The organism is Salinicola sp. CPA57, from assembly GCF_003206035.1.
In the GTDB taxonomy this organism is placed as follows: domain Bacteria; phylum Pseudomonadota; class Gammaproteobacteria; order Pseudomonadales; family Halomonadaceae; genus Salinicola; species Salinicola socius.
In genome coordinates, this window is record NZ_PZJR01000012.1 from 79,703 (window position 1) to 98,859 (window position 19,157).

Sequence of the window (19,157 nt, forward strand, 5' to 3'; positions counted from 1 at the left end):
GGTAACTTTGCGTATCTTTACGTATGAGAAATCGTGAGCGAATCGAGGCGGTTCGGGATTGCTCGACCCCCTCGATGGCGCTCGGAAAGGCGGGGAGCGCAAGGGTCGGGGCGTTCGATGGGCACGACGGCGGGCGCCGCGCCCATCGGTCAATTATCGGCTTAACGATCAAGTCAATAACGGCAAGGCAGGGAATCACGATGCAGAACCTGAAACGACAGACCCGCCGGCAGGGCGGCTTCACCCTGATCGAACTCATGATCGTCGTCGCGATCATCGGCATCCTTGCCGCGATCGCAATTCCGCAGTATCAAAACTATGTTGCGCGTTCTCAAATCAGTGCAGCCCTATCAACGATGAAATCTCTTCAGACCCCTGCTGAGTTGGCATTTCAAGAAGGTAGGGCCGTGGCTGATGTTGAGGATATAGGCTTGTCAGCAGACGCGGTCCAAAATGGGAAGATAGTTTTGGCAGAGTTTGATGGTAGGGATGATGAAGGAAACGTAGCCAATCCGACGATCACATTCACGTTCGATGACAAAGTCGGCAATTTCGGCGGTGACAGCCTTGTTTTGACGCGTCAGACAGAAGGCGGATGGGAATGTTCATCGCCCGATATTGATAATGACGATCTGCCAGATAGTTGCGATGGCATTTAGTCTATACCTAGGCCGGCATCCGCCGGCCTTGCTTTTTCTTCTCTCTTCCAGCTTAAAGCTTAGAACTTACGGCTTACCGCTCAATAAAGCGCCTTCTCTTCCCCCACGACTTCCCGCAACACGTCCAGAAACAGCCGGTCCGCTTCCGAATGCTCGGCCGGGTCTTCTGGAATATGCACGCTGGTGGTATCCGAAATCTCGTTGGCGATGGTCGCCCAGGCCTGGGTGTCGTTGCTGCCGTCGGAGTGGCGCTTGGCGATGGCCAGCGAATTCTCGAGGATGCCGGGCTCCTGCAGCAGTTTCTTGATGAAGGCGCGAAGTTCCTGGATGACGCGGGTCTTCTGCATTTCCGAGGCGGAACTCATGGGGGCTTTCCTCTAGTGACTGGCTTGTAAATTGGAGCTTTGATGGCGCCACCATAGCATATCTCGCCGTGCGGCCAGAGCGGATCCGAGAGGTGGCCGCGAGTCCTGGGCGAACGGTGGAGCGCACCCACAAGAAATGCAGGCGGGGTCGTGTCTTGCGCGCCGGGATGGCCTATCATCGCACCGGTTTGCTCGTTGTGTAATGGGTTCGCAGCCACGCAGAAAAGCCAGGCTCGTTAACGTCAGGGCGAACGTCAGAACGAACGATAACGCGGTTCAACGCGACAGGGCGAGCCAGGCGGTCCGAGGCCAGTAGACCTCGACGTCGTGGAGCTCGGAAGGGGATCGGGAGGAAGTCTTGCAAGACGCCAAGCCAATTTTAAAGATTCTGGCGCTGCTGTTGGTCGTGCTGTCGCTGTTCATGGTGCCACCGGTGATTCTGCTGGGGCTCGAGAACGACCCGGATCTGTGGGCGTTTCTCAAGTCGATGGGGCTGGTGGCGGTCGTATCGATAACGCTGCTGGCATGGACATGGCGCACGCCGGTGGAATTGAAGACCCGGCATATGTTCATCCTGACCACCTCGAGCTGGGCGGTGATCAGTGCCTTCGCCAGCCTGCCGATGGTGCTGGGCGCGCCGCAGCTGTCGTTCACCGATGCGGTATTCGAGTCGGTCTCGGCCATCACCACCACCGGCTCCACCGTGCTTTCGGGCATCGAAAACCTGTCGGATGGCCTCAAGCTCTGGCGCGGGCTGATGCAGTGGCTGGGCGGCATCGGGATCATCGTGATGGCGATCGCGATCCTGCCGTTCCTCAAGGTCGGTGGCATGCGCCTGTTCCAGACCGAATCCTCCGATTGGTCGGACAAGGTACTGCCCCGCGCCGGCGGCATCGCCAAGGCGTCGACCCTCATCTATCTCGGGGTGACCCTGGCCGCGATTCTGAGCTATCGGCTGGCCGGCATGGGCACGCTGGACGCCATCGTGCATGCCATGAGCTCGGTCTCCACCGGGGGATTCGCCAACTACGACGCTTCGTTCGGCATCTATCACGATCGACCGCTGATCCTGTGGCTGGGTTGTCTTTTCATGCTCGGCGGCGCGTTGCCATTCGTGCTCTATATTCGGCTATTGCGCGATAGCCGCGGCGCGCTGTGGCAGGACCAGCAGGTACGCGGCCTTGTGACCCTGTTGACCCTGGTGATCGCGACGTTGACGCTTTACCGGATCCTGGCGTTCTCCGATGCGCCTTTTCAGGCGCTGACGAATGTGGCGTTCAACGTCATTTCGGTCGTGACGACCACCGGTTACGCCAGCGCCGACTACACCCAGTGGGGCCCGCTGGCGGTCACCACCTTCTTTTTCATCACCTTCATCGGCGGTTGCAGCGGCTCGACCAGCGGCGGCATGAAGATCTTCCGCTTCCAGATCGGTGGGCTGCTGCTGGCCAATCAGCTGCGCTATCTGGTGCATCCCAGTGGCATCTTCGCCCAGCGCTACAACGGCCGCCCGCTCAATGACGAGGTGGTGCGCGCCGTCATCGCGTTCTCGTTCTTCTTCTTTCTGGCCGTGGCGGTGTTGTCGCTGGCGCTGGCGGCGCTGGGGCTCGACATGGTCACCGCCGTCTCCGGTGCGGCGACTGCGCTGGCCAACGTTGGCCCGGGGCTGGGCGATACGATCGGGCCCGCCGGCAACTTCGCCTCGCTGCCGGACGCCGCCAAATGGCTGCTCTCCATCGGCATGCTGATGGGTCGCCTCGAGATTCTCACCGTGCTGGTGCTGTTGATGCCGTTCTTCTGGCGCAAGTAACGTTTTCCAGGCCAGGAACGTTGTTCCGGGACAGCTGTTCCAGGGAAGCTGTTTCAGGGAAGCTGTTTCAGGGAGATAACGCTGTTTCAGGGCAGGTAACGTTTCTCCTGCAATAGCGCTTATCCAGGCAGGTGAACGCGTGGCCATTAAAAAACCGCCATCGCGGGGCGATGGCGGCAGAGATTCGATGGCAGTATGGATTCGATGGTGAGCGGGGTGCGAATTTACGCGTCTCGGCTGTGCGCTTTTCCGGCTCGGTTCAGAATCGGATTGGCGTACTGCAGCAGCCACCAGTGACGCAGCGTATCGGGAACCGTGGCGAGCTGCGCCTGAAAGCGTTCGCGATCTTCCGCGGTCACCCCGGATAGATCGACCAGTTCCGGGGCCAGTCCGGTTTCGGCCAGCGCCAGCTGATGGCTGGGATAGGTCGGATAGTTCGCCAGTACCTGGCGGTCGATCTCGGCGGCGACTTCATCGGCAGTCTCGAAATCGCTGGTGAGCGGCGTGCCGAACCTGAGTTTGACGCGCCCCTTGTCGCCGGTGATGCCGGCGACGATGGAGAAAATGTCTTCGAACTCGACCTTCTGGTAGGCGCCGTCGGTTTCCTTGGCATGCAGCTCGCGGGCCTTGTTGATGGCGCAGGGGTCGTACTCGTAGCTGATCGATACCGGGACGATCTTGAGCTCGTGCACGGCATTGCCGATATCGCTGTCGCCTTCTTCCAGGCGTCGGGCCATGCACAGCATCTTGACGATGGCGCTGTCTGTGCGGTCGACGCCGTCCTTGGCCCGGCCCTCGCGCTGCGCCATCCAGACCGAGTGGTTGTCGTCGGTGATCGAGTGGCGGATGTAGCCCGACAGTGACTGATAGGCGGCCAGCATCGCGCGTTTGCCCTTGATCGAGCGCGGCACGATGAAGCTCTTGTTGAGCCGCATCAGATCGGTGACGTACGGCTTCTGCAGCAGGTTGTCGCCGATGGCGATGCGCACGGTGTCATGGCCTGCACGGTAGAGCGCGTAATTGACGAAAGCCGGGTCCATGGCGATATCGCGATGATTGCCGATGAACAGGTAGGCCTGATCCGGTGACAGCCGATCCAGCCCCTCGACTTCGAAGCCGCGGGTGGAGCTGTTGATCATGTGCGCCATGTAGTCGGCGATGCGCAGCTGAAGATCGCGCACGGTCTTGACGCCGCGCATCTCACGCTGCAGCCGAAAGCTCGCCAGCGCTCGTGCCAGCGGCGGGGCGAAACGCGCCAGGCGCGGCAGCCGGAAGCGAGTGATCGCGTCAAGCAGTTCGCTGTCATGCGCCAGTCGGGCCAGTACGGCCTCGACCTCTTCGTCATGATAGGGGCGAATGTCGGCGAAGCGATCGAGATCGATCGCCGCCTCGGCGCTGTGCGAATTGCCGGCCGTGGTGTTCTTGTCGGCTGCGGCGCCGTTGTCGGTATCGGTGCGGGTCGTCATGGCGTCGGGGTTGCCGGGTCGGCTTCGCCACCCAGCCATTCGATCAGTTGGGCGACGAAGGTAGCCAGGGTCTGCGACATCAGGGCAAAGTCCGTCTCGAGACTGACGATCGGGTCCTCTCCGCTATCGCTCTGGCTGGCTTCATCCAGTAGCGCGTCATCGAACTGCAGCGATTTGAGCGCCAGGTCGTCGTGCAGCATCACCCGAAGCTGACCTTCGCTGCCCAGGCTGAGCTGGCTCGCCTGACGTCCGTTCTCGAGCAGCGACTGGATCTCTTCGCTGTCGAGATCCACCTGACGCGCGCGCAGCACGCCGTCGTCCTCGGCGGCGCGCAGTTCGACCTGATCGCCGAGCAGCAGGCTGGCAGGGCGGCTGCCGGGATCGCTCAGCCACTGAGTCATGCCGCGCGACGGCGGGGTTTTCGTTGCCAGCGGGGTCACTTTCAGCGAGCCGAGCGTCTGGCGCAGCAGATCCAGCACCTCTTCCGCCCGCTTGCGGCTGGACGCGTTGATGCCGATCAGCCGCGTGCGGGTGTCCCACCACAGTTCGACCCGCTGCGTGCGAGTGAAGGCTTGCGGCAGCAGCTCCTCCATCACCTGTTCCTTGAGCAGCTGACGTTCACGGCGCGACAGCGGTTGGCCCTCGGAAAGCTCGCGCGCCTCGCTACGCTCATTGACCTCGTCATTGACCACGGCTGCCGGCAGCAGGCGCTCCTGGCGCAGCATCGACAGCAGCCGGTGGCCCTGAATTTCATGTACGCGTTGTTCGCTGCGACGACCGGCCGGTGCGCTCCAGCCAACCCGGCGTGCTTCACGCGGGGAGACGGGGCGAAACGCAAATTCTGCCAGCGCGGTTTCCAGATCCTCCAGCGAGAGAACCTCGGTATCATGGCAGCGATACAGATGACAGTGCTTGAACCACATGCGCCCGTTCCGTTTGAAAGGAGGCATATTATGTCGAAACGACCCATCCGTTACCACCAAGGTGACACGTCGAAATTTGCGTGAGTGTTTCAAACGAGCGTATGTTTTTGATTGCGAGCCACGAGCTACGGCAAAACCCTTGCGCCCAACCAGGAGAGGCTTCCATGGATTCACGCACCACCGTGACCGCTGTCCGCGTTCGCGGCTTCCATCTCGATGGCTACGGCCACGTCAATCATGCCCGGTATCTGGAATTTCTCGAGGAGGGGCGCTGGGCCTACGTCGATGCCCATCCCGAGTTCGCTGACGGGCTGGCAAAAGGCGTGGCGCTGGTAGTGGTCAATCTCAACATCGATTACCGCCGCGCGGCGGTCATGAACGACGATCTCGAGGTCGAGACCTGTCTGACCCGCGTCGGCGGTCGCAGCGGGGTGGTCGGGCATAGAATCACCCACGTCGGCAGCGGCGAACTGGTGGCGGCAGCGACACTGACCTTCGTGCTGCTGGATCAAAAAAGCGCTCAGGTGATCGCGATGGATGGGGAATGGGCACAGCGATTGGGACCGCTGGTGGTCGATACACTCGAAACGAAGTAGAAAACCTGGTCAAAGCGCGTCAACGCCTGCCTTTGAAGGCCCTGAAATGGTATGATCCCGTGATTGTGTGGCTGAGCCACTTGGCCGCCTTGCCAGGGCTTTAATAACGCTGCCACGGCCGGACCTCCGGTCGTGGCAGCGGTGCAAAGGATTTGACGACCCATGGGTGATATCGCCAGAGAAATTCTGCCAGTCAACATCGAGGATGAGCTCAAGCAGTCCTACCTGGACTACGCGATGAGCGTCATCATCGGGCGTGCGCTACCTGACGTCCGCGATGGTTTGAAGCCGGTTCACCGTCGTGTGCTTTACGCGATGCATGAACTCGGCAACGACTGGAACAAGCCATATAAGAAGTCGGCGCGCGTGGTCGGCGATGTCATCGGTAAATATCACCCTCACGGCGATAGCGCGGTCTACGACACCATCGTACGGATGGCGCAGCACTTCTCGATGCGCCACGTGCTGGTCGACGGCCAGGGCAACTTCGGTTCCATCGATGGCGATAACGCCGCGGCGATGCGTTATACCGAAGTGCGCATGACGCGCCTCTCCCATGAGTTGCTCGCCGATCTCGAGAAGGACACCGTCGACTGGGTCGACAACTACGACGGCACCGAGCGGATTCCCGAAGTGCTGCCGACCAAGGTGCCGAACCTGCTGATCAACGGTGCCTCCGGTATCGCGGTGGGCATGGCGACCAACATTCCGCCGCACAACATGGTGGAAGTGATCAACGGCTGTCTGGCGCTGATCGAGGATTACACGCTGACGGTCGATGACCTGATGGAGTACATCCCCGGCCCCGATTTCCCCACTGCGGGGATCATCAACGGCCGTGCCGGCATCATCGAGGCCTATCGCACCGGCCGCGGCCGCATTTACGTGCGCGCCAAGCACACCGTCGAGTTCGACAAGAAGAGCGGCCGTGACCATATCGTCATTACCGAGCTTCCCTACCAGGTCAACAAGGCGCGACTGATCGAGAAGATCGCCGAGCTGGTCAAGGAGCGCCGGGTCGAGGGTATCGCCGAACTGCGTGACGAGTCCGACAAGGACGGGCTGCGCGTGGTGATCGAGATCAAGCGCGGCGAGTCCGGCGACGTCGTCGTCAACAACCTGTTTGCGCACACTCAGCTCGAGAACGTGTTCGGGATCAACATCGTCGCCCTCGACGATGGTCAGCCCAAGACGCTCAATCTCAAGCAGCTGCTGGAAGCCTTCGTGCGTCACCGCCGCGAGGTGGTGACCCGGCGTACGCTGTTCGAACTCAAGAAGGCCCGCGAGCGAGGACATCTTCTCGAGGGCCTGACGGTCGCGATCTCCAACATCGATGAAGTGATCGAGTTGATCAAGGGCTCGCCGAACGCGGCCGAAGCGAAGGAAAAGCTGCTCGCCCGTGACTGGCAGCCGGGGCAGGTGACCGGCATGCTCGAGCGCGCCGGCGCGACTTCCTGCAAGCCGGAAGATCTCGAAGAAGGCTACGGACTGACCGACGACAGCAAGATGTACCGGCTCTCTCCGGCGCAGGCCCAGGCGATTCTGGAATTGCGCCTGCATCGCCTGACGGGGCTCGAGACCGAAAAGCTGCTCGACGAGTACCTCAGCATTCTCGAACGGATCGCCGAACTCAATCTCATCCTGGCATCACCGGATCGGCTGCTGGAGGTCATCCGCGAGGAGCTGGAAGCGATTCGCGATCAGTACGGCAACGAGCGCCGGAGCGAAATCCACACCAGTCGTCTCGACCTGTCGATGGAAGACCTGATCGCCGAGGAGGACATGGTGGTCACGCTCTCCCGTGGCGGCTATGCCAAGACCCAGCCGATCTCCGATTACCAGGCGCAGAAGCGCGGCGGACGTGGCAAGTCGGCCACCAGCATGAAGGACGAGGACGTCATCGAGCATCTGGTGGTGGCTTCGACGCACGACACCATGCTGCTGTTCTCCAGTCGCGGCAAGGTGTACTGGCTCAAGACCTACGAAATGCCCAATGCCAGCCGCGGCTCGCGTGGCAAGCCCCTGGTCAACCTGCTGCCATTGGATGCCGGGGAGTCGATCAGCGCGGTGCTGCCGGTGCGCGAGTATCGCGAGGATAGCTACATTTTCTTCGCCACCGCTGGCGGTACGGTCAAGCGGACGTCGCTGGACCAGTTCTCCCGTCCGCGCAGTGTCGGACTGATCGCCATCGATATCGACGAAGGGGATCGCCTGATCGGTGCCGCGATCACCTCCGGCTCGGATCACGTGATGATGCTCTCTTCCAACGGCAAGGCGATCCGGTTCGAAGAGGGCAACGTGCGGGCGATGGGGCGTACCGCCCGTGGCGTGCGCGGGATGCGCCTGCTCGATGGCGCCGAGGTGATCAGCCTGATCATCCCCCAGAGCCAGACCATCGATGCCGATGCGGACGCTGAAGCCGACGATCAGGTCGATACCGGCAGTGACGGCAGCCATGGCAATGACGAGCAGATCTACATTCTGACGGCATCGGAAAATGGCTACGGCAAGCGCACCCGGCTCGAGGAGTTCCCGATTCGCGGTCGTGGCGGCCAGGGTGTGATCGCGATGCAGACCACCTCCCGCAACGGCTCGCTGGTCGCGGCGATGCAGGTACGCTCGAGCGACGAAATGATGCTGATCACCGACCGCGGCACACTGGTGCGTACTCGTGTTGCCGAAGTCTCGATCAGCTCGCGTAACACCCAGGGTGTCACCCTGATCCGCACCGGCGAAGACGAGCACCTGGTCAAGACCGTGCGCGTCGACGAGCCGCAGGAAGAAGAGTGGGCCGAGGGTGACGCGGTGGACGGCGAGATCGTCGAAGGCGATCAGGCGGATGTCGAGGGCGAGCCGTCGCCAACGGGCGAAGACTCAGTCGATAGTGAGGGTTCGGCCGACAGCGATGATTCGGCCGACAGCGACGACGAGCCGCGCAACGAGTGAGATGGGGAGGGCGCCCCGGTGGCTCCGGGGTGCCTGGATTGTCGCGCTGTTCAACCGTTGACGAGTTTCGGACACAATCTAGGGATCCAGGCAATGACACGTCTGCACAACTTCTGTGCTGGTCCGGCGGCGATGCCGTCCGCCGTTTTGGAACGCGCTCGCGAGGAGTTGCTCGACTATCGCGGGCAGGGGGCGTCGGTGATGGAGATGAGTCATCGCAGTCCGACGTTCGAGGCGATCGCCGCTCAGGCAGAGCAGGATCTCCGCGATCTGCTGGCGATTCCCGACAACTACCGCGTGCTGTTCATGCAGGGCGGCGCCACCATGCAGTTCGCCTGCGTGCCGCTCAATCTGCTAGGCCAGGGTGGTACTCCCAACTATCTGGATACCGGCATCTGGTCGGCCAAGGCGATCAAGGAGGCGGAGCATCTGGCCGGTGCCCATGTCGCGGGCTCGACGCAGGGCAATGGTTATATTCACGTGCCGCGTCAGGACGAGATATCGCTGTCGGGAGACGCCGCCTACCTGCATTACTGTCATAACGAGACCATCGGGGGGCTTGCCTTCGACTACGTTCCCGCTACCGGTGGGGCGGATGTCGAGGTGCCGCTGGTCTGCGACATGTCGTCGTCGATCCTGTCGGCGCCGCTGGATGTGAGCCGATATGGCGTCATCTACGCTGGCGCCCAGAAGAATATCGGCCCTGCCGGCATCACCGTGGTCATCGTTCGCGACGACCTGCTCGAGCGTGCTCTGCCGCAGACGCCGTCGCTGTTGGGCTGGAAGGTCTACGCCGACAACGATTCGATGATCAATACGCCGCCGACTTACGCCTGGTATCTGGCCGGTCTGGTGTTTCAGTGGCTCAAGCACGATATCGGTGGTCTGGTCGAGATGGAGACGATCAACCGACGCAAGTGCGAGGCGCTCTACACGGCGATCGACACCAGCGATTTCTATGCCAACCCGATCGATCCGGTCAACCGCTCGATCATGAACGTGCCATTCACGCTGGCGGATGAATCGCTGAACTCGGTGTTTCTGAGCGAGGCCGAGGCGGAAGGGCTGCTGAATCTCAAGGGGCACCGCAGCGTCGGCGGGATGCGCGCGAGTCTCTACAACGCGGTCAGCGAAGCCGACGTTCAGGCGCTGATCACCTTCATGCAGGATTTCGAGCGCCGCCGCGGTTGAGCGGGGCGTCACCCACCTCCTTCAGGATACGGTCATGAGTGACTCCTCGAATGCGCCGCTGGATCTCGCTGCCCTGCGGCAACGCATCGACACCATCGACAGCGAACTGATGCGGCTGATCAGCGAACGCGCCGATTGCGCCCAGCAGGTCGCCCACGTCAAGACGGCCGACGATCCGGATGCCGTGTTCTATCGCCCGGAGCGAGAGGCGCAGGTGCTGCGCCGGGTGATGGAGAATAACCCCGGGCCGCTGCATGGCGAAGAGATGGCGCGGTTGTTCCGCGAGATCATGTCGGCCTGCCTGGCGCTGGAAAAACCGATCAAGGTTGCCTATCTGGGGCCGGAGGGCACCTTTACCCAGCAGGCGGCACTCAAGCATTTCGGGCATAGCGCGATCAGCCTGCCGATGGCCGCCATCGACGAAGTCTTCCGCGAGGTCGAGGCGGGAGCGGTCAATTACGGGGTGGTGCCGGTCGAGAACTCCACCGAGGGCGTGGTCAACAACACCCTGGACTCGTTCATGGATTCCGGGCTGCACATCAGCGGAGAAGTGGTGCTGCGCATTCACCATCATCTGCTGATGTCGAGCGTCACCCGTCAGGACAAGATCTCTCGCATCTACTCGCATCCGCAATCCTTCGCCCAGTGCCGCAAGTGGCTGGACGCGCATTATCCGCACGCCGAGCGTGTCGCGGTATCGTCGAACGCCGAAGCGGCGCGGCTGGTCAAGACCGAATGGCACAGCGCGGCGATCGCGGGTGACATGGCGGCCCAGCTCTACGGTCTCGACCACGTCGCCGAGAAGATCGAGGATCGGCCGGACAACTCCACGCGCTTCTTGATCATCGGCAACGAGCTGGTGCCGCCCTCCGGCACCGACAAGACCTCGGTGGTGGTCGCCATGCGCAACGAGCCCGGCGTGCTGCACGATCTGCTCGAGCCGTTCCACCGCCATCGCGTCGACATGACGCGGCTGGAGACTCGGCCTTCTCGAACCGGGGCCTGGAATTACGTGTTCTTCATCGACTTCAAGGGGCATATCGACCAGCCCGATATCGCCAGCGTGCTGGCCGAAGTCCGTGGTCGCGCGCAGGACATGAAAGTGCTCGGTTCCTATCCGGTGGGTGTGCTCTAGGATGCGGGCAGGCGATGTATCCGGTACCGATCCGACGCTGCTGATCGTGGGGCTGGGCATGATCGGCGGCTCGCTGGCCGCCGCGCTCAAGGCCAACGGTTACGCAGGGCGCATTCTGGCGTGTGACCGCGATGGCGGCGAGATCGCCATCGGCCTCGGGACGGGGGTGATCGACGAGGGCGGTGGCGATCTCGCACCGCTGGTCGCCAAGAGCGATATCATCGTGCTGGCGGTACCGGTACTGGCGATGCGTCAGGTCTTCGCCCAGCTGGTGCCGCTGGTCGGTGATCGTGTCATGACCGATGTCGGCAGTACCAAGCGTTGCGTCTGCGAGGCCGCGCGGGAAGCCTTTGGTCATCTACCGACCCACTTCGTCCCCGGGCATCCGATCGCCGGTTCCGAAAAGAGCGGTGTGGCCGCCGCCAATCCGGCGCTCTACCGTCATCACAAGGTCATTCTGACCCCGGAAGCTGACACGGCCTCGGACGCCGTCGCGGCGGTGCGCTCGCTGTGGCAGCGCTGCGGCGCCGAAGTGCTCGAGATGCCGGTGGACCGGCATGATCAGGTGCTGGCGCGGACCAGTCATCTGCCGCACCTGCTGGCATTTTCGCTGGTCGACACGCTGGCTCGCCAGGACGAGCGGCTGGAGATCTTTCGCTACGCCGCCGGCGGGTTTCGCGACTTCACCCGGATTGCTGGCAGCGATCCGGTCATGTGGCGCGATATCTTCACCGCCAATCGCGGCGCGTTGCTGGCGGCGCTGGATGACTTCGAAGCCGGCCTGGCCCGGCTGCGGACGGCAGTGGAGCAGGGCGATAGCGACGCCATGCTGGGCACGTTCGACCGTGCCAGCCACGCCAGACACTATTTTGAAACGCTGTTGAATCAGACGAGTTATCAGACCATGGAAGCACGACAGGTTCAGTATCGGGTATCGCCCGGCGGTTCGGTCAGCGGCCGAATTCGCGTCCCCGGCGACAAGTCCATTTCTCATCGCTCGATCATGCTCGGTGCGCTTGCCAACGGTGTGACCGAGGTCAAGGGCTTTCTCGAAGGCGAGGATAGTCTGGCGACGCTGCAGGCCTTTCGCGATATGGGTGTCGTCATCGAGGGTCCGCATCAGGGCCGAGTGACGGTGCATGGAGTGGGCCTGCATGGTCTGAAAAAGCCGGCGGGGCCGATCTACGTCGGCAATTCCGGCACTGCCATGCGCCTGTTTGCCGGTCTGCTGGCCGGGCAGGCTTTTGATACCGAACTGACCGGCGATGCCTCGCTGACCAAGCGTCCGATGGCGCGGGTGGCCGATCCGCTGCGTCTGATGGGGGCGAAGATCGATACCGCCGAAGGCGGACGTCCGCCGCTGAAGATTCATGGCGGCCAGCCGCTGAAAGGCCTCGACTACGACATGCCGATGGCGAGCGCCCAGGTCAAGTCGTGCCTGTTGCTGGCGGGGCTCTACGCCGAGGGCGAAACCCGCGTCCGCGAGCCGGCCCCCACCCGGGACCATACCGAGCGCATGCTCAACGGTTTCGGTTACCCGGTCGAGCGCGATGGCGACCTGGCGATATTGCAGGGTGGCGGCGAGCTCACCAGCGCGCCCATCGACGTGCCGTCGGATATTTCCTCTGCCACCTTCTTTCTGGTCGCCGCGGCCATCACGCCGGGCTCGGATCTGGTACTCGAACATGTCGGCGTCAATCCGACGCGTATCGGCGTGATCAACATCCTCAAGGCGATGGGTGCCGATCTGCGGCTCGAGAATCCGCGTGAAGTCGGCGGCGAGCCGGTCGCCGATCTGCACATCCGTTATGCACCGCTCAAGGGCATCGACATTCCCGTCGACCAGGTACCGCTGGCGATCGACGAGTTCCCGGCGCTCTTCGTCGCCGCGGCCAACGCCGAGGGCACTACCCGCCTGCGCGGAGCCGAGGAGCTTCGCGTCAAGGAGTCCGATCGGATCCAGGCGATGGCCGACGGTCTCACCATTCTGGGCATCGACACCACTGTCCACGACGACGGCATCGATGTCGTCGGGAAGGGCGGCGAACGGCCCAATTACTTGGGTGGCAAGGTCGATAGCCTGGGCGATCACCGCATCGCGATGGCCTTCACCATTGCCGCCTTGCGAGCCAGTGAGCCGGTGGTGATCGACGATTGTGCCAACGTCGCCACATCCTTCCCGGGCTTCGTCACGCTGGCGAACAAGGTGGGGCTCGAGCTGACGGAGACTTCGACATGACCCACGCAGCGCCTATTCTCACCATCGACGGGCCGGGCGGTGCCGGTAAAGGCACCATCAGCCGGATGATTGCCGAGCGCATGGGCTGGCACCTGCTGGACTCCGGTGCCCTCTACCGGCTCACGGCGTTGTCGGCGCTGCGCAATGGCGTGGCGGTCGATGACGTACAGGCGCTCTCCGACCAGGCCCACGGGCTGGACGTGGTGTTCGCGGTCGAGAACGGTAAGATGCAGATCCTGCTGGAGGGCGATGACGTGACGACCGAAATTCGCAGCGAGCGGGTTGGCGGTGCGGCCTCCCAGGTGGCGGCGCTGCCGCCGGTGCGGGATGCCTTGCTTCAGCGCCAGCGCGACTTCCGTCAGGCGCCCGGGTTGGTGGCAGACGGTCGCGACATGGGGACGGTGGTGTTCCCGGATGCATCGCTCAAGATCTACCTGACGGCCTCGGCCGAGGAACGCGCCAGACGCCGCCAGCTACAATTGCAGCAGGCGGGTGAAGATGCTAGACTCTCGACCCTTTTAGAAGAAATCCAAGCGCGCGACGCGCGTGATATGCAGCGCTCCGTGGCTCCGCTCAAGCCCGCTGAAGATGCGGTGGAGCTGGACACGACGCAGCTGGATATACCGGAAGTCGTGGAGCGTATCGAGACGCTGATCGCCGAACGGAACCTGGTATAGAGCCTTCGTGGCTCGATTCGGGGTTCCACGGCATGAGCCGACGACGCACTTCCGCTACCGGGGCCCCTGGCAAGATGTCATGACGTGCAATGATCCGACTGACAAGTCGTTGCAGGTCGAACCAGCGCCAACATCCCCAGGGATATGTCGATAAGGCCCGTGCTTGCTGGTGGTACGGAGGAAGACGGTACAACCCTCATTGGTACAACCGTCATTAACGTTGATCACGTAGGAATCACATGAGCGAAAGCTTTGCTGAGTTGTTTGAACAGTCTCTCCAGGACATCAACATGGAACCCGGTGCCATCGTCATGGCAACCGTGGTTGACATCGAAGGCGACTGGATCACCGTCAACGCGGGTCTGAAGTCCGAAGGTCAGATCCCCGTCGCGCAGTTCCGCGACGACAATGGTGAAATGACCATTGCGATCGGTGATGAAGTCAAGGTCGCACTGGAAGCCGTGGAAGATGGCTTCGGTGAGACTCGCCTGTCACGCGAGAAGGCCAAGCGCGCCGAGGCGTGGAAAGAGCTGGAAGCGGCCTTCGAGAAGGACGAGATCGTCAAGGGCGTGATCAACGGTAAGGTCAAGGGCGGTTTCACCGTCGACGTGGCTTCCATCCGTGCCTTCCTGCCGGGTTCGCTGGTAGACGTGCGTCCGGTTCGCGACACCGCGCACCTGGAACACAAAGAGCTGGACTTCAAGGTCATCAAGCTCGATCCGAAGCGCAACAACGTTGTCGTTTCCCGCCGTGCCGTTCTCGAAGCCGAGAACAGTGCCGAGCGTGAAGCGCTGCTTGCTACCCTTCAGGAAGGCCAGCAGATCAACGGTATCGTCAAGAACCTCACCGACTACGGCGCTTTCGTCGACCTCGGTGGCGTCGATGGCCTGCTGCACATCACCGACATGGCTTGGAAGCGTATCAAGCATCCGAGCGAAATCGTTGCCGTTGGCGACGAGATCAATGTCAAGGTGCTCAAGTTCGATCGCGAACGTAATCGCGTTTCGCTGGGCCTGAAGCAGCTGGGCGAAGATCCGTGGGTCAACATCGTCGACCGTTATCCGGAAGGCATGAAGGTCAACGCCCGCGTGACCAACCTGACCGACTACGGCTGCTTTGCCGAGCTGGAAGAGGGTGTCGAAGGCCTGGTCCACGTTTCCGAAATGGACTGGACCAACAAGAACATCCATCCGTCCAAGGTCGTTCAGGTCGGTGACGAAGTCGAAGTCATGGTTCTCGACATCGACGAAGAGCGCCGTCGTATTTCCCTGGGCATCAAGCAGTGCACCACCAACCCGTGGGAAGACTTCAGCGGCCGTTACAACAAGGGCGACCGCGTTGCCGGTACCATCAAGTCGATCACCGACTTCGGTATCTTCATCGGTCTGGAAGGCGGTATCGACGGTCTGGTTCACCTTTCCGACATCTCCTGGAGCGAAACTGGCGAAGAAGCGGTCCGTCAGTTCAAGAAAGGCGATGAAGCGGAAGCGGTCATCCTGTCTATCGATCCCGAGCGTGAGCGCATCTCGTTGGGCATCAAGCAGCTCGAGTCCGATCCGGTCTCCGAGTACCTGGCTGTCAATGACAAGGGTGCCGTCGTTACCGGTCGTATCGTCGAAGTCGATGCCAAGGAAGCCCACGTCGAGCTGGCGACTGACGTCGTTGCCGTGCTCAAGGCTTCCGAGATCAGCGCTGACCGTGTCGAAGACGCGCGCAACGTGCTTAACGAAGGCGACAGCGTCGAAGCCCGGATCGTCAACGTCGATCGCAAGAGCCGTGTCATCAACCTTTCCATCAAGGCGAAGGATCAGGTTGAGCCGCGTCGCGGCACCACAGGCGGCGGCAAGCGCGATCAGGATGCCGAGCCGAACGGTCCGACCACCATCGGTGATCTGATCAAGCAACAGATGGGTCAGGACTGATTCGCTGAATGAGTTCTCCCACAGAAAACAGCGCCTCCGGGCGCTGTTTTTTTATGGGCGGTATTCACCAATCCGGCTTAAAGATCAAATTCATCGGGTCTCGGGATCGACGCTGACCTCAAACTGACCCGCTGCCGACCCTCTAGACTTCAGCAGACTTCAATGCCCAAACCAGTGGCGGAACCCCCGGGCAGAGGAAGATGTCCGGTTCGATTGTGCTGAAGCGGTGGCGAGAGACCGGACGGCCTGTCCGAGCGGTGCGCTGATGGCCTCGAGATGATGCCGGCAAAGATGTCGATCGAGCGCGCCCGGGCATTGAGCCATCAACAACCCGCAATGATAAGTTGCCTGATCCAGCGATGAATGAACCTCCCGAAAGGGGGAGGCATTCTGACGGCAACGCTTGAGTTCATCCAGCAGCATTTCGAGCGTCCGCGCATCGAGCCAGCAGCGGCTGGTCTGCTCGGTATTGGCCAGAACCGAATGGGTAATGGCCTGGAAGGAGACCTGTAGAAAGACGCAGGTGTAGTAGAGCTGAGAGCGTTCGGAGGACATCGCTTTCATCGCCTTCTGGATGATATCGATTCCCATTCTCTATTCCGATGGCTTCGCTGTCAAAGACCTTTGGCGACGATCATTCGGATCGGTTGCTCCCCTCCAGAGCGTTGAGCACGCCGCGAAGAATCGACAGCTCCTTGCGGCTGGGTTCGGCGCGGGTGAACAGGGCGCGCAAGTGGGCTTCGGTCCTGGCATGGGGCTGCGTCAGAAACCCGGCACTGTCCAGCGCACGATGCAGATGATCGTAGAAGTACTCCAGCTGTTCGACCGTCGGATAGGGGCCGTTGGCTCGGGGCGCCTGGGCCAGCCCGCCCTCGGCTCGGGACTGCCGGAACGCTTCGTACGCGACGATCTGCACGGCCTGGGAAAGATTGAGTACGCCATAGTCCGGATTGGCGGGAATGTTCAACTGATGGGTGCAGTGCCCGATCTCGTCATTGGTCAATCCATAGCGCTCCCTGCCGAAGACGATGGCGACCGGGCCTTCCGGCAAGCGCTGCCAGAGCTCGGCGGCCATCCGATCCGGGGCATGGTAGCAGGGCAGCGGCAGACTGCGCAGACGGGCGCTGGCGCCGATCACCTGGACACAGTCGCCAATGGCCTCGGACAATGAATCCACGATACGACAGTGTTCCACGAGATCGGTGGCGCCAGCGGCAAGGCGAGTGGCTTCCTCGTCCGGAAACTGACGCGGTGCCACCAGCACCAGATCGCTCAGGCCCATGGTCTTCATGGCGCGCGCGCTGGCACCGATGTTACCCGGGTGGAACGTCTGAACGAGAACGATGCGAATGCGATCGAGCATGCGCGATAAGCTCCTGCAAGAAAAAAGGTCATGGCGATATCGTCGGCACGGCTCCCGTGCGACAGCACGATTCGAAAACAAAAAAAGCCCCGCCAATGGCGGGGCTTTCCATGATACCTGAATCTTTCGACAGTCCGAAAAACCAGGAGATGGCAGGGTGATGATTACATCATGCCGCCCATGCCACCCATACCGCCCATGTCAGGCGCGCCGCCACCTGCCGGTGCGTCGTCCGGATCTTCGGCGACCATGGCTTCGGTGGTGATCATCAGGCCGGCGACGGAAGCTGCGGACTGCAGAGCCGTACGAGTCACCTTGGCCGGGTCGAGAACACCCATTTCGAACAGATCGCCGTATTCGCCGGTCTGCGCGTTGTAACCGAAGTTGCCTTCACCGTCCTTGACGCGATTGACGATGACGGAAGCTTCTTCGCCAGCGTTGGTCACGATCTGACGCAGCGGTGACTCCATGGCGCGAAGCGCAATGGCGATACCGTGAGTCTGGTCTTCGTTGTCACCGGTCAGGCCCTGAATCAGGGTCAGGACGCGAACCATGGCAGTACCGCCGCCAGGTACGACGCCTTCTTCGACGGCGGCGCGAGTCGAATGCAGCGCGTCTTCGACACGAGCCTTCTTCTCTTTCATCTCGAACTCGGTAGCCGCACCGACACGGATGACGGCAACGCCGCCGGCCAGCTTGGCGACACGCTCCTGGAGCTTCTCGCGATCGTAATCGGAAGAGGTCTCTTCGATCTGGGCGCGGATCTGTGCAACGCGCGCTTCGATGTCGGACTCGACGCCAGCACCATCGATGATGGTGGTGTTTTCCTTGGACATGGTAATGCGCTTGGCGCTGCCCAGGTGATCGAGGTTGGCCTGCTCGAGGCTCAGACCGACTTCTTCGGAGATCACGGTGCCGCCGGTCAGGATAGCGATATCCTGCAGCATGGCCTTGCGACGGTCGCCGAAGCCGGGCGCCTTGGCTGCCGCGACCTTGACGATGCCGCGCATGTTGTTGACGACCAGGGTCGCCAGCGCTTCGCCTTCGATGTCTTCAGCGATGATCGCCAGCGGCTTGCCCGCTTTCGCGACAGCTTCGAGAACCGGCAACAGTTCGCGAATGTTGGAGACTTTCTTGTCGACCAGCAGCATGTACGGATCTTCGAGCTCGACCGCCATGGTGTCCTGGTTGGTCACGAAGTAGGGCGACAGGTAACCGCGATCGAACTGCATGCCTTCGACCACTTCCAGCTCGTCTTCGAAGCCGCGGCCTTCATCGACAGTGATGACGCCTTCCTTGCCAACCTTTTCCATCGCCTCGGCAATGATCTCGCCAATGCGCGCGTCGCCGTTCGCGGAAATCGTGCCGACCTGGGCGATGGCCTTGGAGTCGGTGCACGGAACGGACAGCGCCTGGATGTGCTTGACAGCCTCGATGACGGCCTTGTCGATGCCGCGCTTGAGGTCCATCGGGTTCATGCCGGCAGCGACGCCCTTGAGGCCTTCGTTGACGATGGACTGTGCCAGAACGGTAGCGGTGGTCGTGCCGTCACCGGCGGCATCGGAAGTCTTGGAAGCGACTTCCTTGACCATCTGTGCGCCCATGTTCTCGAACCGGTCTTTCAGTTCGATTTCCTTGGCAACGGAGACGCCATCTTTGGTGACGGTCGGTGAACCGAAGGATTTTTCCAGGACGACGTTGCGGCCTTTCGGGCCGAGGGTCGCTTTGACCGCGTCGGCGAGAACATTGACGCCGCGCGCCATGCGCTTGCGAGCATCATCGGAGAACTTGACTTGTTTAGCTGCCATTGTTCGATCTTCCTAATGTAATGCGTGAAATCGTGATGAATCGTCGAGCGTCGAGCC

15 protein-coding genes are annotated in these 19,157 nt (G+C 61.7%); 9 read left to right on the top strand and 6 right to left on the bottom strand.

Annotation, left to right across the window (positions count from 1 at the left end):
- Positions 1–200 precede the first annotated feature (200 nt).
- Positions 201–659 (top strand): pilin, encoded by a 459-nt coding sequence (locus tag DOM36_RS15055; protein WP_110643634.1) that lies wholly within the window; start codon positions 201–203, stop codon positions 657–659.
- An 80-nt stretch (positions 660–739) separates the two neighbouring features.
- Here DOM36_RS15055 and DOM36_RS15060 read toward each other — a convergent pair whose 3' ends face one another.
- On the bottom strand, positions 740–1,024 hold the full coding sequence (locus tag DOM36_RS15060; protein WP_110643594.1) for a hypothetical protein: 285 nt from the start codon (positions 1,022–1,024) through the stop codon (positions 740–742).
- A gap of 358 nt (positions 1,025–1,382) precedes the next feature.
- Here DOM36_RS15060 and DOM36_RS15065 point away from each other — a divergent pair, with 358 nt between their 5' ends.
- Positions 1,383–2,834, top strand: a complete 1,452-nt coding sequence (locus DOM36_RS15065; RefSeq protein ID WP_232823871.1) for a TrkH family potassium uptake protein — start codon at positions 1,383–1,385, stop codon at positions 2,832–2,834.
- Between the two features lie 224 nt (positions 2,835–3,058).
- Here DOM36_RS15065 and DOM36_RS15070 read toward each other — a convergent pair whose 3' ends face one another.
- Positions 3,059–4,300 (bottom strand): 1-acyl-sn-glycerol-3-phosphate acyltransferase, encoded by a 1,242-nt coding sequence (locus DOM36_RS15070; protein ID WP_110643595.1) that lies wholly within the window; start codon positions 4,298–4,300, stop codon positions 3,059–3,061.
- Positions 4,297–5,223 carry a recombination-associated protein RdgC gene (locus tag DOM36_RS15075; RefSeq protein WP_075570553.1) on the bottom strand — a complete coding sequence of 309 codons (927 nt, stop codon included), beginning with the start codon at positions 5,221–5,223 and terminating at the stop codon, positions 4,297–4,299. The genes DOM36_RS15070 and DOM36_RS15075 overlap by 4 nt, the downstream gene beginning before the upstream one ends.
- A gap of 164 nt (positions 5,224–5,387) precedes the next feature.
- On the opposite strand from DOM36_RS15075, the gene DOM36_RS15080 reads away from it, so the two are divergent.
- The 7 genes from DOM36_RS15080 (at position 5,388) to rpsA (ending at position 15,929) form a co-directional block, all read left to right on the top strand.
- On the top strand, positions 5,388–5,819 hold the full coding sequence (locus DOM36_RS15080; protein ID WP_110643596.1) for a thioesterase family protein: 432 nt from the start codon (positions 5,388–5,390) through the stop codon (positions 5,817–5,819).
- A 162-nt stretch (positions 5,820–5,981) separates the two neighbouring features.
- Entirely contained in the window at positions 5,982–8,765 is a 2,784-nt protein-coding gene (gyrA, locus tag DOM36_RS15085; RefSeq protein WP_110643597.1) for a DNA gyrase subunit A, read from the top strand.
- A gap of 93 nt (positions 8,766–8,858) precedes the next feature.
- The gene (gene serC / locus DOM36_RS15090; RefSeq protein WP_110643598.1) at positions 8,859–9,956 is read left to right on the top strand and encodes a 3-phosphoserine/phosphohydroxythreonine transaminase; all 1,098 of its coding nucleotides are present in this window, start codon (positions 8,859–8,861) and stop codon (positions 9,954–9,956) included.
- A 34-nt stretch (positions 9,957–9,990) separates the two neighbouring features.
- Positions 9,991–11,091: a prephenate dehydratase gene (gene pheA, locus DOM36_RS15095; RefSeq protein WP_075570549.1), complete on the top strand. Its 1,101-nt coding sequence runs from the start codon at positions 9,991–9,993 to the stop codon at positions 11,089–11,091.
- A gap of 1 nt (position 11,092) precedes the next feature.
- Positions 11,093–13,330, top strand: coding sequence for a bifunctional prephenate dehydrogenase/3-phosphoshikimate 1-carboxyvinyltransferase (locus DOM36_RS15100; RefSeq protein ID WP_110643599.1), 2,238 nt, complete (start codon positions 11,093–11,095; stop codon positions 13,328–13,330).
- The gene (cmk, locus tag DOM36_RS15105) at positions 13,327–14,007 is read left to right on the top strand and encodes a (d)CMP kinase (protein ID WP_075570547.1); all 681 of its coding nucleotides are present in this window, start codon (positions 13,327–13,329) and stop codon (positions 14,005–14,007) included. The genes DOM36_RS15100 and cmk overlap by 4 nt, the downstream gene beginning before the upstream one ends.
- Before the next feature lie 239 nt (positions 14,008–14,246).
- Positions 14,247–15,929, top strand: coding sequence for a 30S ribosomal protein S1 (gene rpsA / locus DOM36_RS15110; protein WP_075570546.1), 1,683 nt, complete (start codon positions 14,247–14,249; stop codon positions 15,927–15,929).
- A 159-nt stretch (positions 15,930–16,088) separates the two neighbouring features.
- Here the strand turns inward: rpsA and DOM36_RS15115 are convergent, their stop codons facing one another.
- From DOM36_RS15115 to groL, 3 genes are all read right to left on the bottom strand, one after another.
- Positions 16,089–16,520 (bottom strand): hypothetical protein, encoded by a 432-nt coding sequence (locus tag DOM36_RS15115; RefSeq protein WP_232823872.1) that lies wholly within the window; start codon positions 16,518–16,520, stop codon positions 16,089–16,091.
- A gap of 43 nt (positions 16,521–16,563) precedes the next feature.
- Entirely contained in the window at positions 16,564–17,292 is a 729-nt protein-coding gene (locus tag DOM36_RS15120) for an RNA methyltransferase (protein WP_110643600.1), read from the bottom strand.
- Positions 17,293–17,456: 164 nt separating this feature from the next.
- Complete coding sequence (gene groL, locus DOM36_RS15125) at positions 17,457–19,100, bottom strand: chaperonin GroEL (RefSeq protein ID WP_075570544.1); 1,644 nt, start codon at positions 19,098–19,100, stop codon at positions 17,457–17,459.
- Between the last annotated feature and the right edge of the window lie 57 nt (positions 19,101–19,157).